The following is a 15793-nucleotide window of genomic DNA, read 5'->3' as shown; positions in this document are numbered from 1 at the left end:
TGGATTGATGAGTATTTCGGCGCGGATTATAGAGCAATTATGCACCGTAAGTAACCTCATAACGCGCTTACGTGAACTTTTTTTTAAACTTAGACGGTTTAATAACAACAAGTAAAGGTCTATGCAGTCACAAGACTATAAAAAACGATTAAAACTACAATTAATAATCATTTTATCCATTGCTATTATAAGCTGCGGTGTGCCCTCGGTCCCCACTGCACTCTCCTCATTATTGGAACGTGAAACCATCCGCGTAGGAACCGTATACGGTGCAGGAACCTTTTATAACGGTGCTGAAGGGCCCCAAGGGTTTGAGTATGAACTGTTAGCAGGGTTCGCCGATTACCTTGGCGTCACTCTCGATTTGTACCCTTTTTATAGCTATGAAGTCATGCTAGAGCAATTGGAAGAAGGCAACTTAGACATTGTCGCCACAGGTGACGCGGTGACACCTTTATTAGAAAACCGCTTCTCGTATGGACCTGCATATCAACATGTAAAACAACAGCTTGTATTTCAAGCTGGAACATCAAGACCTAAAGATCTTTTAGATCTCGATGCCCCTATAATTGCAGTTGCACAAAGTAGTCAAGCTCACTTACTTTCAGGCCTTTTAAGCGATTTAGGCGACGTAGCAACTGACACTGAAAAAGTAGTGATAAAGACCGAGCTCATTACCACCGAAGATTCAGATTCTGAAGAACTGTTGCAACAAGTGGCCAATGGAGAAATAGCTTATACAGTGGCCGACAGCAATCGTTTAGCTTTGCAGCGTAGACGTTATCCAAACTTGGCAGTAGCGAAAACTCTTGACGAAAATATGCCGATGGCTTGGGCGCTTCCGTTACATCAAGACGATTCGGTTAAGGCTGCGCTTATTGAATATTTTGGAACCGTACATCAATCTGGCTGGTTTACCGTATTGGAAGACAAGTATTTCGGTCATATCCGCCAGTTTGATTATGTGGACAGTCGCGCATTCAACTATGCAGCGGAAACTGCATTAGCCCAATATAAACCTCTGTTTCAAAAATACGCTGGAGATCTAGACTGGCGACTGCTTGCGGCCATGAGTTACCAAGAAAGTCATTGGGATAGTAACGCTGTGTCTAGAACCGGGGTTCGCGGCCTAATGATGCTGACGCTGGATACAGCGAGTGACTGGGATGTGGATGATAGAACCAACCCAGAGCAAAGTATTCGCGGCGGATCACGTTATTTTGCTAGTTTACTCAGCCGTATACCCGCGCGAATAAGTGAACCTGATAGAACCTGGATGGCTATGGCATCGTATAATATCGGGATGGGGCACTTGGAAGATGCGAGAGTGCTTACCGAACAACAGGGCGGTAACCCTGACTTGTGGGTAGACGTGAAGCGCCGCTTGCCACAGCTCAGGCAAAAGAAGTATTACCGCACCACCCGCTATGGCTACGCGAGAGGCGATGAAGCGTTGCAATATGTTGAGAATATTCGTCGCTATTACGACAGCCTAGTATGGTTGGACGAACAAGGAAAAATTTGATCTCGTTCGTTTTGCATCTCTCTTGAAAACTGTCATTTCGATGTCATCTATACTGTGTACCCTTTGAACGAGTTAGTAAGTTACTAACTCGCTTTCTCAGAACTTTAATTTTTCTCAAAGAATATTAACTCTAAAAGAACAGTATCTCTCTAATAATATGAGATTAGTTCAAACGACAGAGTATTTTTCTTGAAGGCGCAATTTAGCCACATCAAGAAAAATAGCCTCAAAGTGAGAAAGGAGAATAAATGAAAAAAAATCGCTTTATGAAAAAAGGAATAAAATTGAAAAACAACAACAGACGTAGACTTATGCTTAAGCGTTGCCACCAAAAAGTACTTCAACGCCGCAAGCTATTTGTTACAAGTGATATGTTCACTCAGCTGGCTCGCAAGCCTAGCTAACGTACTTTTAAGCTGTTACTTTTATTGATAGGCATCAATTAATTGAGCGCTCTCTTTTTAACCTATCAGCCCAGCAAACCAAATAGGCGCTTAAAACAAACAAGCACATCTTCAAGCCAACGGAATAAGCATTAGCTTGAAGCATCTCCCTCTCGTTGTTTTTTCGCCTTTTTGGCAGCCTTAATTTCCTTTCTACGCTTGCGAAAAAAATCTGATAATTTGTTAGCACACTCATCAGCTAATATGCCAGAAACAATCTCAACCTGATGATTTAGCGCAGGATGTTGCAAGAGATTCATAACAGAACCTGCAGCGCCTGTTTTCGCATCTTTAGCACCAAACACCACACGCTTTACTCGCGCATGTACAAGCATACCTGCACACATAGAACAGGGCTCTAAAGTGACATACAGGGTAGCGTCAATAAGCCGGTAGTTTTGCACTTTAGAAGCGGCATCTTTGACCGCGCGCAATTCTGCATGGGCAGACGGATCGTTATCCGATATTGGCGTATTATAGCCTTCGCCGATAAGCTCACCGTTTAATACTACGCAGGCACCAACAGGTACCTCCCCCATCAACTCCGCTTTGTCAGCAAGGGTTAATGCGTGCTTCATCCACGTCAGGTCTTCTTGAGTAACCGTTTCATTAATAAAATTTTCTTGGCTCATCTCCTCTCTAAACGGGTTCTCTTTAGTTGGGTTCTCTTGGCGAGAGCTTTCTTTTGAAGCGCTTACTTTTGCAAGCGCCTCTTCAGCGGCGAGCACTTCAGGCTCTAATGTTTGCGCAGCGACATGCTCGGTGCTTTGCTCTTTAGACCGAGCTTTTCCAGTGTCGATACCTGGTGCCGAAAGGTCGCTATTTTGGTCACTCATTAGTCAATCTTGCTACTTTATTTAGTGAAATTAGTTAACAATAATTCTGCATAAATCTAGGTAAACATTCTAACTAACTAGAAAGTAATGACTTTTGTCACTTGGCAACCTACTTGCAATATTTCATTATAACACTGCTGGTGTTAAGGACTTAACTGGTTACACTTTTTGAAGAAAACTTAGTTTAATAACCGTTATAGTACTCCAAGCGCAGCAGTAATTTTACTAATAAGTATTTAGTCTCTGTTTATTAGAGATAAAAACTAAATACTAGGTGAATTAGGCAACTGACCACATTTTCACCTAAACTCTTTTAAAGCCATTTGTGAGGGATACCACCGTGGACATGACAGCGATTGCAATAGTAGCCATTTGTGCTTGGGCGTTAGTTACCATTGTCGAAAGTGCAAAAGACAAAAGCAAAAAGAAACTTAGCAATAAAGAAGCTGAAGCTTACAAGCAGGAAATTGCAGATTTGAAAGAGCGTGTATCTGTACTCGAAAAGATTGTTACTGATGAACGCTACGACCTAAAAAAGCAGTTTGCCGATTTAGAGAAAGACCACGTCGCTTAAGTTTAGTGAAATAGATTCCTCTGCCAGCGCAACCTACGCCTATAGTGTACCTGCGCTGGCAGTTAAACATCAATTCCCTTCTAAAAGTTTGCGTTCTGCCCGCTCTACCCGCCGGGGTTTACCTGCAATAACCAGCACATCATGGGCCTGTAAAATTGCGTCTTGGTCTGGGTCTTTAACTTCATTACCGTTGCGCCTTAACCCTTTTATTGCAACGCGCATTCTAGTGAAGTCGATATCTTTTATGGCTTTGCCAATGCAAGACGCGTGTTCTGACAATACTACTGCATGAATAAACTCTAACTTATCTTCCGTTCCGTACGTAATCTCTGTTGTTTCACCGGGGTAAAAACCATGCATATGGTCATAGCGACCTTTTCGCTCCGCCCGCACCCGCTTCAAGATACGTGACATAGGTACACCGGCATAGTGTAGAACCTGCGACACCAGCATTAAGCTGCCTTCTTGTAATTCAGGCACCACTTGGTTTGCTCCTGCGTTGTATAGGCTTTCTAGCTGGTAGTCTCGTTTTGTGCGAACCATAACATCTGTAGCGTTTGTTATACTTCGGGTCTGGGTAATCACTTGCTTAGCCTTATCGACCTGATCAAACGTCACAAGTACAAGCTTTGCACTTTCTACATTTGCATTACTCAAAATATCTTTTTGACTGGCATCGCCGAAGATAACGGGTTCGCCCGCATTTCGGCTTTCATGCACTCTGACAGGATCCATATCTATAGCGACAAAATGAATACCTTCCATTTTTAACATGCGCGCTACAGACTGACCCACACGACCAAACCCACAAATAATGACATGATTAGTCAGCGGGCCGGTATTGCCAAAACTAGTGTTATCATCAAAAGAGATATCATTATTAACAATGCGTTTGGCGATAGTCACACTGTTGTTCATAAGCCATGGCGTTAACGCCATACTTATCACACCCATACATACTATTAGCGATGATTGCTCGGAGGTTAACACACCGTGGGTTGTGGCAAGCGCCGCGATGACGAAGCTAAACTCTCCAATTTGACAAAGCTTAACACCGGCGGACCAGCCATCAATAGCGTCAGTTTTGACTAGCAGGGATGCAGCCCTTACTAAAATAACTTTAACTATCATTAACGCAAACACACCAAACACTATTTCAAACAAGCTGTTCCAGAGTACGGTAAGCTCCAACTGCATGCCAACTGTAACAAAGAACAAGCCCATCAAAATATCCCTAAACGGCCGGATATCAGCCTCAAGCTGATATTTGTATTGGCTTTCCCCTAACATCATCCCAGCCAAAAAAGCGCCAAGCGCCATGGAAAGGCCAAAATAATAGGTAAGGCCACCGGCTAATAGCGCGATTAAAATGGTGGTCAATACAAACAGCTCATCGGTTCTGGTTCTCGCGACTTCTCTAAATACCCAGGGAAGTAACCACTTACCTACCGACATTAAGAACGCGATAACGAACACGCCTTTTAGTAGTGCTTCCCCAAGAGCAAGGGCAATACTCACCTCGCCTGTTTGCGCAAGCAGTGGGATAGCTATAAGAAATGGGACGACGGCCAGGTCCTGAAAGAGTAGGATACTCACGGCGAGTTGTGTACGCCTGTTATTAAGAATTCCCATTTCAGTTGCTTGTTTAATAACAATAGCCGTAGAGCTTAGCGCCAGCGTACCGCCAATAATGATAGATGCGCTAACTGGGATCCCTAAAAAGAGCGGCACGCAGGTAAATACTGCTGTTGTGAACAACATTTGCCCTAACCCCACGCCAAACACCAATGAGCGCATCGCTAACAATTTAGGGAGGGAAAATTCGAGCCCAAGGGAAAAGAGCAGAAAAACAATACCTACTTCGGCTAATAAATGCATTTCTTCGGGATGAGCAAATACAGATAGCAGCTGAGGCCCTGCGAGTACGCCAGCGAATAGATAAGCAAGAATAGGCGGGAGATGAATCCGTTTAAATAATGCCACCGCGCAAACCGATATAAACATCAGTATTACGATATTTAAAAAACTCGTCCCCACTTTACCTCCTCGAGTAACACCAACTTTCGTTTGTTAAATAAGCGCAATAATTAACTCGGTTTTACGCATAAAACTAAAGATTAGCGCAACAACTATGTTGTTGGCATCTAGTTTGCAAATCCCCTTGTGTTAAATGCAGATCCGGCAAGTTTTGCCGCTGTGATCGTCATAAATTTCGCAAAAACGCAGTTATGGCCATAGAAACGTCAGCACTTTGACACTGTTTCTTTTCACATCTATGACATGTGAGCGTATTTTGTATAGGGGCACTACTGTGGATTTTTCAACGTCAGTCTACGATAGCACACAACACAACAATTTTTATCCTGCTGAAAGCACAGGTAAATCACTTTCTTTTAGTGAGTTATCGAGCTTTGTATCGCAGCTTCTAACTACGCTTGAGCTTCAAGAGTTAGGTGGCGTGTATTTTCAGCAGCTTAATATGCTATTGCCTGTTGTTGGATTTAGCTTGTCCGATTTCGATTCGCGTTGGATGTACGGCAATGCAAAAATATCGTCAACCCTGATTGATTTACCACTACAAGGTGCCCATGACGTTAATGGCGAACAGGCCCACGTTTATTATTACATTAGTTCACCCTTGTCGTTATCGCAAAGAGAAAGCTTATTCCAACTACATGATTTATTTGGAAAACAGGTAAAGCATGCTCTATCGTTAATGCGTGTTCAGCAAATGGCAACTAAAGATGTATTAACAGGTTTAGGTAACCGTGCGGGCTTTGAGCAATCTATGACCAGACAGCTAGGGTGGGCGCAACGCCACGATGAGCCATTTGCACTTCTCGTTATCGACCTAGATAACTTCAAATATGTAAACGACAACTTTGGACATGGCGAAGGCGACAAGGTGCTCGCGCATGTGGCAACACATTTAGAAAACGTGCTGCGCGATGAAGATGAAGCCTTTCGCTATGGTGGAGATGAATTCTGCTGTTTACTTGACTGTCAAACACAGCAGCAATTGGCATGTGCCGCCCAGCGAATTCAGATGAGTATAAATAGTTCGAGCTACTTATCTCGCTTGGGTGTATCAACTAGTCTTGGTGGCGCAATTTACCGCGACGGCGACTCAACGAACAGCCTTTTCGACCGTGCAGACAATGCGCTCTATCGCGTAAAAAACTCTGGTAAGAATAGCTATCACGCGGCGTAACCTAATAATTTATTATTAATAGATGCGGCAAAAGCATGCCGCATCTGTGTTTTGTTGCCGTCATCACATTACAAACAGATTTGCTAATCGTTTTCTAGAAAAGTGCCAGCAGATAAAGGCCTAATCAGGCTTAAAATCTATTGCTATACCAGGCGCTTTCGGCTGCAGGTAAACACAACGTCCTTCAACAATAAGTGCGACAGGCTGCTCATTTAGAAAAATAACCGGCACGCCATTTCGCTCCCATCGGGGCACACGCCATACTTTAAACCACTCTTTCAATAGCTTCGATACACCTGCATCCTCAGGTTTAATCCGCAAGTTACGCGCATTTGTTTGCAAAGAAACCGTATCGTTATTTTCTTTGTCAGTTATTGTTACCTGAATCTGCCCACATAGCCAAGGAAGACGAGTTTGCTGGCCTAACGCCAACTCAAGACGCTCTGGTATCTCACACGTGTCATTTACTACCCAGTAGAGGTCACGGTCGAAGCGTATTACCCTGCCCCATTTGAAATTTACTTCAGGGGTTGCATCGTGTTTCGCCCCCAGCATAGAAAGTAGTTGGCCTGTCTGTGCTTTTGAGGGTACAAGCTGCCCCTGCGCTTTAAACCATGCGCGAATCACCATAGCCTGCCAAGGAGTAGGCAATGCTCCTAGCTTTTGTCCATCTAGCCTGAAATCATTGCGTTTACAGTCATTGAAATATTGCTGTGCTGATTCGCTTACTAGCTCACTTTGCTCAGCACAAAGCTCTGCGCTGCGCCCCACTGTTTTGGTTAGTTTCGGCCAGCGCGCCAGCAAGTGAGGGATAATCTCGTTCCTCAAGAAGTTCCTATCAAAGCTGTTTTGCTGATTGGATTCATCCTCGACCCACTGCAACATTTCCTCCTCGGCATAAGCAATGATGTCGGTTTTCTCTAGGGATAGCATGGGTCGCATTACAAGGGTTTCACCGCGAAACTGCACTTCGCCCATACCAGCCAAGCCTTGAGGGCCAGCACCGCGTTTAAGCTGAAGTAATACGGTTTCAAGCTGATCTTCAGCATGTTGCCCCAAAAGCAGCACACCGCCAATTTGTTCGCACACTTCTAGCAGAGCGTTGTATCGAACTTTACGCGCCTCAGCCTCCAAGCTCTTTCTAGAGCTGGTATCAACGGCAACGCGATACTGATGAAATTCAACATCTTCGAGACGGCACTGCAGTTCACAGTGACGAACCCAGTCATCCGCATTTTCACTTAAACCGTGATTTACATGTACAGCGTAAATTGGGGTTCCATATTGCTCCCTGTACGCAACGACAGCTTGAAGCAGAACGGTGGAATCCACACCTCCGCTGTAAGCAACTACTAAAGGCGTTTGAAGTGGTCGCTTTACATCAGTTAGTGACGTGGCTATGCGGTTGACGATATGTTCAATAATTGGGGATTGTATAGGGGTCACAGACCAGTAATACCTTATTTTTTCAACTTTATGTTCTATTAGGATTCAGCTTTGTATGTGCTAATAACTTGCTTTCTAATAACGCAAAAGGGTTGGTTACCAATGGTAATCAACCCCCTTGAACTAGTCTGGATCAATAAAAAACGAAGTGGTGACTTAATAGACTTTTACAACAAGCATTTTGCTAATTGTACACCGCTTCGTATCGTGACCTGACTATTTGCAGTTTTAGAACTCGTAGCCCTAACTAGAATTAGCAATATCCAAACGACATTAAACGATCGTAACGCTCTTCCATTAGCTTAGTTTTGTCTAACTCTTTAAGCTGATTAAGCTGCTGCTTAATTACGGCCTTCAAATTAGCGGCCATACCATTGTGATCGCGATGAGCGCCACCTAGCGGCTCTTCAACAATACTATTAATTAGACCCAGCTCTTTAATTTGTGGCGCACTTACACCCATTGCTTCAGCAGCTAATGGTGCTTTTTCTGCACTCTTCCACAAAATAGATGCACAGCCTTCAGGTGAAATTACCGAGTACGTAGAATATTGAAGCATATTAACGCGATCGCCAACACCAATTGCCAGTGCACCACCTGAACCACCTTCACCAATTACTGTACATACGATTGGAACAGTCAGCTCAGCCATCTCGAATAGATTTTTTGCGATGGCTTCACTTTGCCCACGCTCTTCAGCACCCACACCTGGATAAGCTCCCGGTGTATCGATAAAGGTGATGATAGGCATGTTAAAACGCTCAGCCATCTTCATAAGACGCAAAGCTTTACGGTAGCCTTCTGGTTTAGGCATACCAAAGTTACGCTTAATTTTTTCGTTGGTGTCACGGCCTTTTTGATGACCAATAATCATCACAGGCTGGTCATCTAGCATTGCTGGGCCGCCAACAATTGCCTTATCGTCAGCGAACGCGCGGTCGCCAGCAAGCTCGTCGAATTCGGTAAAAATACGAGGAATGTAATCTAGCGTGTATGGACGCATTGGGTGACGTGCAAGTTGAGAAACTTGCCATGCGCCAAGATCAGAAAAGATCTTTTTAGTTAGCTCTGCGCTTTTACCGCGAAGCTTATTGATTTCTTCTTCAATACCAACGTCAAACTCGCCACCTTGATTCACCAACCTAAGCTCTTCAATTTTTGCTTCTAGTTCGGCTATTGGCTGTTCAAAGTCCAAAAACTGTATACTCATTTCATGTCCTATTCGTACTACGCTCGTCTATGCAAACGCGAGATGTCCAATCTATCGAACTCTTGCCCCTAATGGTAGAGAATTGAAACGGCTTTGTCTCCCAAACATTGCTTGAGATCGTGCAAAAGTTGGTCTTCAGGGGTAACGTACCATCTTGCACCACACGCTAAGGTTACTTCAGCGTCTGGATGGGTTACCGCTAACTGAACAGGACAACTTCCGCCGTTAAATGCCTGCAGGATAGATTGCATCTGACTCATTTTCTTCGGTTCAAGCAACTGGGTATCAATATTTAGTGCCAGCGCTCTCGCGTTTTTCTCTCGTGCCTGAACAATGTCCATTACATCACGGGCGGTGATTGTATTGCCCCCAGAGAAATCATCAAAGCTGACCTGTCCCTTTATAAGCAATATTCTGTCAGTTTCTAACACACTTTCGAACTGTTCGTACATATCGGGGAAGAAACGAACGTCTATTCTGGCACTCTTATCATCCAGTGTCACTATGGCCCAGCGACGACCCCGCTTGTTCGTCATAACACGCACACCAAGCACCAATCCTACTGCGCTGGCCATTTGGTCCTTGTTCGTTGGTTTTAAATCAACTAAACGCCCGTCGGTGTAATAACGCAGTTCTTCCGCGTACTGATTGATGGGGTGTCCGGTTAAATACAAACCTAATGTATCTTTTTCACCTTCTAGCCATACTTTTTCAGGCCACTCAGGGACGTCGGCAAACGCTTGCTTCACGTCTTCAGGCTCGGTAGTGAGCAGCCCAAACATGTCTGACTGACCAAATGACTCGGCTTTTGCATGCTGCCCGGCGGCTGCGAGGGCCTCAGGTAAACTCGCCATAAGGCTTGCGCGATGGGGCCCTAAGTTGTCCATTGCCCCCGCTAACACTAGCTTTTCTAGCACTCGCTTGTTTACCCGTTTTATGTCTATCTTGGCGCAGAAATCAAAAAGATCTTTAAATGCACCCTGGGTTTCCCGCGCTTCAATAATCGCTTCAATCGGGCCTTCACCTACCCCTTTAATTGCACCGATACCATAAACAATGCGACCTTCGCTATCGACAGTAAACTTGTATTTACCTGCGTTCAAATCTGGCGGCAGTATTTCAATGCCCATGCGCTCACATTCATCGACAAGCGTCACGATTTTATCGGTGTTATCCATATCCGCCGACATTACCGCAGCCATGAATTCCGCAGGATAATGTACCTTCAGCCACAAAGTTTGGTAAGACACCAAGGCATAAGCGGCAGAGTGAGATTTGTTAAACCCGTAACCCGCGAACTTTTCTACCAAGTCGAAGATTTTCATCGCCAGGTCTGGGTCAATATTATTGCCCTTGGCACCTTCAGCGAACGTGCCGCGCTGCTTAGCCATCTCTTCAGGCTTTTTCTTGCCCATCGCACGACGAAGCAAGTCAGCGCCGCCCAGCGAGTAGCCCGCCATTTCCTGGGCTATCTGCATTACCTGTTCCTGATACAAGATAATGCCATAGGTAGGCTCTAGAATTTCCTGCAAGCACTCGTGCTGGTATTCAGCATCGGGGTAGGAAATTTCTTCACGTCCGTGCTTACGGTCAATAAAGTTATCTACCATGCCTGATTGCAGCGGGCCCGGACGGAACAGGGCCACCAGTGCGATAATATCTTCGAAGCAGTCAGGTTTTAGGCGCTTGATTAGCTCTTTCATACCGCGAGATTCCAGCTGGAATACCGCAGTTGTCTCAGCGTTTTGTAACGTTCTGAAGCTCTTAGGATCTTCAAGCGGAATAGCGCTGATATCGACATCAACGTTCTTCCCTTCTTTGATCATATCTATTGCCCACTGAATAATAGTCAGCGTACGAAGACCTAAGAAGTCGAATTTTACCAAGCCTGCCGTTTCAACGTCGTTTTTGTCGAACTGGGTTACGGGGTTTTTACCTTCGTCATCACAGTACAAAGGCGAGAAATCAGTAATTGTGGTTGGCGCAATAACAACACCACCGGCGTGTTTACCGGCATTTCGGGTAACCCCTTCAAGTATTCGCGCCATATCGATAAGGTCTTTCACTTCCTCATCGCTTTCATAAACTTCTGGTAGCTGTGGCTCTGCTTTAAACGCCTTTTCAAGCGTCATGCCTGGATCGGGTGGAATAAGCTTTGAGATCCTGTCGACAAAGCCGTATGGGTGACCAAGTACGCGGCCTACGTCGCGCACTACCGCTTTTGCCGCCATGGTACCGAATGTAATGATCTGCGATACCGCCTGACGCCCATAAAGCTCAGCCACGTGATCGATTACCTCGTCTCGTCTATCCATACAGAAGTCGACGTCGAAGTCGGGCATGGATACACGCTCTGGGTTCAAGAAACGTTCGAATAGCAAGTCGAATTCAAGCGGGTCTAGGTCGGTAATTTTTAGGGCATAAGCCACTAATGAGCCCGCTCCAGAACCCCGCCCTGGCCCTACCGGAATTCCGTTATCCTTACTCCACTGAATGAACTCCATTACAATAAGGAAGTAGCCTGGGAAACCCATTTGGTTGATAACTTCAAGCTCAATGCGAAGTCGGTCATCGTACTCTGGGCGTTTAGCTTTGCGCACTTCTTCATCGGGGAATAGAAATTCTAGACGTTCTTCCAACCCCTCTTCTGACACCTTAACCAAGAAGTCTTCGGTGGTCATGCCGCCGGTTGGAAATTGCGGTAAGAAGTACTCGTTTAACCGCACGGTAACGTTACAGCGCTTGGCAATTTCAACCGTATTTTCTATGGCTTCAGGAATATCGCTAAATAACTCAACCATTTCCTCAGCAGTGCGCAGATATTGCTGGTCGCTGTAGCGCTTAGGGCGGCGGTTATCATCAAGCGTGTAGCCATCATGAATACATACACGGATTTCGTGAGCATCAAAACCTTCACGATCAATAAAGCACACTTCATTGGTGGCTACCACGGGTAAGCCGCGCTGCTCGGCTAGCTCAACGGCAAGGTGCAAGTAATCTTCCTCACCTTGTCTACCGGTTCTAATAAGCTCTAAATAAAAGCGGTCGGGAAAATGAGTTTGATAAAACTCAAGGGCACTGTCGAGAATTTTGGCGTTGTTTTTCATTAAACCCACGCCAACATCACCATGCTGTGCACCCGATAAAGCAATCACACCTTCACTGTGCTCTGCCAACCATTCTTGATCGATAACCGCTCGGTGTGAGAGGTGCCCGCGAAGATAGGCTTTGGAGATAAGAATAGTAATATTCTTATATCCCTCATTATTCATCGCAATAAGGGTTAGTCTGAAAGGTTCATCGCCAAAGACTTCATTAGTCACCCAAAAATCGGTGCCGATGATTGGCTTAATACCTAAGTTATGTGCTTCGGAATAAAATTTTACCAAACCACACATATTCATTTGGTCAGTGATCGCCACGGCAGGCATGCCAAGCGCGGACACTTTACCCAAAATAGGCTTAACCTTATTCAGGCCGTCCATCATCGAAAAGTCGCTGTGAACACGTAAATGAATAAATGGCGATGACATGATGTTATTTCTCTTCGAGTAGCGCTTTTACGGGTTTAAAACTTTTGCGATAGCAATCTAAGATGCCATATTCGGCGATGGCTTCAAAGTGTGCTTTTGTGGGGTAACCTTTGTGCCCGGCAAAGTTATATTGTGGGTAGGCATCGTGAAGCGAAATCATATCGTTATCTCGCTCTACCTTGGCAATAATTGACGCTGCTGAAATTTCTGCGTGTAGGCTATCTCCCTTCACTACCGCTTCAGAGTCAAAATTCCAAGCCGGAACGCGGTTGCCGTCTACACGAACAAAGTCAGGCCTTACAGGCAAACCTTCCACTGCGCGGATCATGGCGAGCATGGTAGCGTGCAGTATATTTAGTTTGTCTATTTCTTTTGGGCTCGCTCTGCCGATATTCCAGTAGAGCGCTTTTTCACGAATTTCTTGGGCAAGGGCTACGCGTTTTTTTTCACTCAGTTTTTTAGAGTCGGTTAGCCCTTCAATGGGGTTTTCTGGGTCGAGAATAACCGCAGCGGTGACCACATCACCTACCAATGGGCCGCGACCTACTTCATCAACACCGGCAATTAACTTATGCAAACAATTCCTCCACGACAGCTTTTGCTGCTGTTTTATCAGCGTTGCATTTTAGCGTATGGTGGAGGTCGGTGAAACGGGAAATAAGCGCAGAATTATCACTTTCGAAGAAGTTGAGTAGTTGATTGCTCATATTCTCTGCATTTACTTCTTCCTGCAGTAATTCAGGAATAATCGCCTCGTCTGCTAAGAGGTTTGGCAACGTGAAGAAAGGCGCTTTATACAAGCGCTGCATAATTTTATACGTGAGTGGTGCAAGTAAATAAGCTGCTACCATGGGGCGCTTACACAACATAGCTTCTAAGGTAGCCGTGCCTGATGCTAGCAATATTACATCGCTAGCTATCATTGCATCCCGCGATGTACCTTGGGTTACCTGAATGGGTAAACGTTCTTCAGCATTATCAGCTTCCAGCAAAAGTGCCTTTATTTGTGCAAGACGATGCTCGTTAGCGGCTGGTATAAGAAACTGAATGTCGCTGCGTTTAGCATAAATAGCTTCGATGGTCTCAAGGAATACTGGAAGTAGCGTTTCTACTTCACCTCTGCGTGAGCCAGGAAGTACAGCCAATAAGGAAGCACTACTATCTACACCCAATTCCTGCCGCGCCGCATTTTGGTCGGGCTCAATGGCTATGGCGTCAGCCATAGTATGTCCCACAAAGGTGTAGGGAACATGGTATTTGTCGTAAACCTGCTGCTCGAAAGGAAATAAACCCAACACGCGATTAGTCGCTTTCGCTATTTTATGGATGCGCTTTTCACGCCACGCCCAAACGGTAGGGCTTACATAGTGCATGGTTTTGATACCGCGTGCTTTAAGTGCTTTTTCTACTCGAAGATTAAAATCAGGCGCATCAATTCCTACAAAAATATCTGGCGGATTTTGCTCAAAGTGAGCGAGTAGCTGCTTTTTCACTTTCAAGATAGCAGGTAGATGGGAAAGGACTTCAACAAGCCCCATAACCGACAAGGTTTCCATATCAAAGAGACTGTGGAAACCTGCGTTTATCATATTTGGACCGCCAATACCTTCGATAATAGCATCAGGGTATTGGCGTTTTAACTCTGCAACCATTCCGGCGGCAAGGACGTCACCAGAGGGCTCTCCGGCAACCATGCCGATACGAATTGGTTTAGACATAATTAGCGAATAATGCCTCGCTTCGAGTCTTGTAAGAACTGAACCATAAGGGCCACACCGGGGAACTCCTGTGCGGGTTCGGCAAGTTTTTCAATGGCTTCGTCTACGGTATTGCCTTCACGGTATATTGCTTTGTAAGCGCGTTTAATGGCCATAACTTCTTCTTTACTGAAGCCGCGACGCTTAAGTCCTTCAGAATTAATACCCTGAGGAATATTTTTCTGACCGCTGACCATAACAAAGGGAGGTACGTCGCGCAGAATAATGCCGCCAGCCCCCAAGAACGAATGGGCACCAATCTTACAGAACTGGTGAATACCTGCGGCACCGCCAACAATGACGTGGTCGTCCATGTGAACATGGCCTGCAATCGCAACACTGTTTGCAATAATAATGTCGTTGCCAAGAACACAATCATGGGCAACATGAGAGTTGGCCATAAATAAACAGCGAGAACCGATTATGGTAATGCTGTTGTCTTGAATAGTGCCTCGGTGAACGGTTACCCCTTCTCTGAATTCGTTAGCATCTCCGATGACAAGTTCGGTGGGTTCACCCGCATATTTTTTGTCTTGGCAGTCTTCACCAATTGAAGAAAACTGATAAAACTTGTTGTTTTTACCGATACGCGTCGGGCCGCGTACCACCACATGTGATTTCAGAATACAGCCATCGCCTATGGTGACGTTGTCGTCTACCACACAAAATGGGCCTATGGTGACATTTTCACCAATCGTTGCACTTTCTGAAATTACCGCAGTTGGATGGATCACGTTAAGCTATCTCTCTCATCGCACACATAAACTCTGCAACACAAGCGATATCGCCATCAACGCTTGCAGTGCCTTTAAATTTCCAAATCCCTCTGCGCTCTTTAACTAGAGCAACATCAAACTCAAGCCTGTCACCTGGAACAACAGGACGCTTAAAGCGCGCGTTATCAATCCCTGCATACAAGTATAACTTATCATTGTTGCCCATGGTCTTAAAACCTAAAACACCGGCAGCTTGCGCCATGGCTTCAAGAATTAATACCCCTGGGAAAATTGGCTGTTCAGGGAAGTGCCCCATGAAACACGGCTCATTGATAGTGATATTCTTATAAGCCTTTACAGACTCACCCAGAACATAGTCTGTTACACGATCAACAAGTAGGAATGGATACCGATGAGGTAACAGTTCCAATATTTCCTGAATTTCGATGGTATTAAGTGAATTGGCCAAAAACTTTCTCCTGTATACAAGCATGACCTACAACTATTTTATACCAATACAGATGATTGATTGGCATTCTGGT

The 15793-nt window shown here is 45.1% G+C and carries 12 protein-coding genes; 3 read left to right on the top strand and 9 right to left on the bottom strand.

The features are described 5' to 3' along the window. The first annotated feature begins 121 nt into the window (after positions 1-121). Entirely contained in the window at positions 122-1525 is a 1404-nt protein-coding gene (mltF, locus tag V7R55_RS03535) for a membrane-bound lytic murein transglycosylase MltF (protein ID WP_334057393.1), read from the top strand. Positions 1526-2060: 535 nt separating this feature from the next. Here the strand turns inward: mltF and tadA are convergent. Next, entirely contained in the window at positions 2061-2600 is a 540-nt protein-coding gene (gene tadA / locus V7R55_RS03530; RefSeq protein WP_334057966.1) for a tRNA adenosine(34) deaminase TadA, read from the bottom strand. Between the two features lie 550 nt (positions 2601-3150). On the opposite strand from tadA, the gene V7R55_RS03525 reads away from it, so the two are divergent. Further along, a complete protein-coding gene (locus tag V7R55_RS03525; protein WP_269916560.1) occupies positions 3151-3378 on the top strand; it encodes a hypothetical protein in 228 nt (75 codons plus the stop codon). A gap of 69 nt (positions 3379-3447) precedes the next feature. Here V7R55_RS03525 and V7R55_RS03520 read toward each other — a convergent pair whose 3' ends face one another. After that, the gene (locus V7R55_RS03520) at positions 3448-5415 is read right to left on the bottom strand and encodes a cation:proton antiporter domain-containing protein (protein ID WP_334057391.1); all 1968 of its coding nucleotides are present in this window, start codon (positions 5413-5415) and stop codon (positions 3448-3450) included. Between the two features lie 274 nt (positions 5416-5689). Between V7R55_RS03520 and V7R55_RS03515 the strand changes: the two genes are divergently transcribed. After that, the gene (locus V7R55_RS03515) at positions 5690-6589 is read left to right on the top strand and encodes a GGDEF domain-containing protein (RefSeq protein ID WP_334057389.1); all 900 of its coding nucleotides are present in this window, start codon (positions 5690-5692) and stop codon (positions 6587-6589) included. A gap of 120 nt (positions 6590-6709) precedes the next feature. Here the strand turns inward: V7R55_RS03515 and tilS are convergent, their stop codons facing one another. From tilS to fabZ, 7 genes are all read right to left on the bottom strand, one after another. Beyond that, positions 6710-8035: a tRNA lysidine(34) synthetase TilS gene (gene tilS / locus V7R55_RS03510; RefSeq protein WP_334057386.1), complete on the bottom strand. Its 1326-nt coding sequence runs from the start codon at positions 8033-8035 to the stop codon at positions 6710-6712. Positions 8036-8288: 253 nt separating this feature from the next. Beyond that, positions 8289-9245 carry an acetyl-CoA carboxylase carboxyl transferase subunit alpha gene (accA, locus tag V7R55_RS03505; protein ID WP_334057384.1) on the bottom strand — a complete coding sequence of 319 codons (957 nt, stop codon included), beginning with the start codon at positions 9243-9245 and terminating at the stop codon, positions 8289-8291. A 68-nt stretch (positions 9246-9313) separates the two neighbouring features. Further along, positions 9314-12778 carry a DNA polymerase III subunit alpha gene (gene dnaE / locus V7R55_RS03500; RefSeq protein WP_334057382.1) on the bottom strand — a complete coding sequence of 1155 codons (3465 nt, stop codon included), beginning with the start codon at positions 12776-12778 and terminating at the stop codon, positions 9314-9316. A 4-nt stretch (positions 12779-12782) separates the two neighbouring features. Next, on the bottom strand, positions 12783-13355 hold the full coding sequence (rnhB, locus tag V7R55_RS03495; protein WP_334057380.1) for a ribonuclease HII: 573 nt from the start codon (positions 13353-13355) through the stop codon (positions 12783-12785). After that, positions 13348-14496, bottom strand: coding sequence for a lipid-A-disaccharide synthase (lpxB, locus tag V7R55_RS03490; RefSeq protein WP_334057378.1), 1149 nt, complete (start codon positions 14494-14496; stop codon positions 13348-13350). The genes rnhB and lpxB overlap by 8 nt, the downstream gene beginning before the upstream one ends. A gap of 2 nt (positions 14497-14498) precedes the next feature. Beyond that, complete coding sequence (gene lpxA / locus V7R55_RS03485; RefSeq protein WP_334057376.1) at positions 14499-15269, bottom strand: acyl-ACP--UDP-N-acetylglucosamine O-acyltransferase; 771 nt, start codon at positions 15267-15269, stop codon at positions 14499-14501. A gap of 1 nt (position 15270) precedes the next feature. Continuing rightward, positions 15271-15720, bottom strand: coding sequence for a 3-hydroxyacyl-ACP dehydratase FabZ (gene fabZ, locus V7R55_RS03480; protein WP_014948562.1), 450 nt, complete (start codon positions 15718-15720; stop codon positions 15271-15273). Between the last annotated feature and the right edge of the window lie 73 nt (positions 15721-15793).

It is taken from the genome of Alteromonas sp. S005 (genome assembly GCF_036864475.1).
Classification (GTDB): Bacteria; Pseudomonadota; Gammaproteobacteria; order Enterobacterales; family Alteromonadaceae; genus Alteromonas.
Note: the sequence above shows the minus strand (reverse complement) of the source record. Positions and strands in the feature narration are given on the sequence as shown.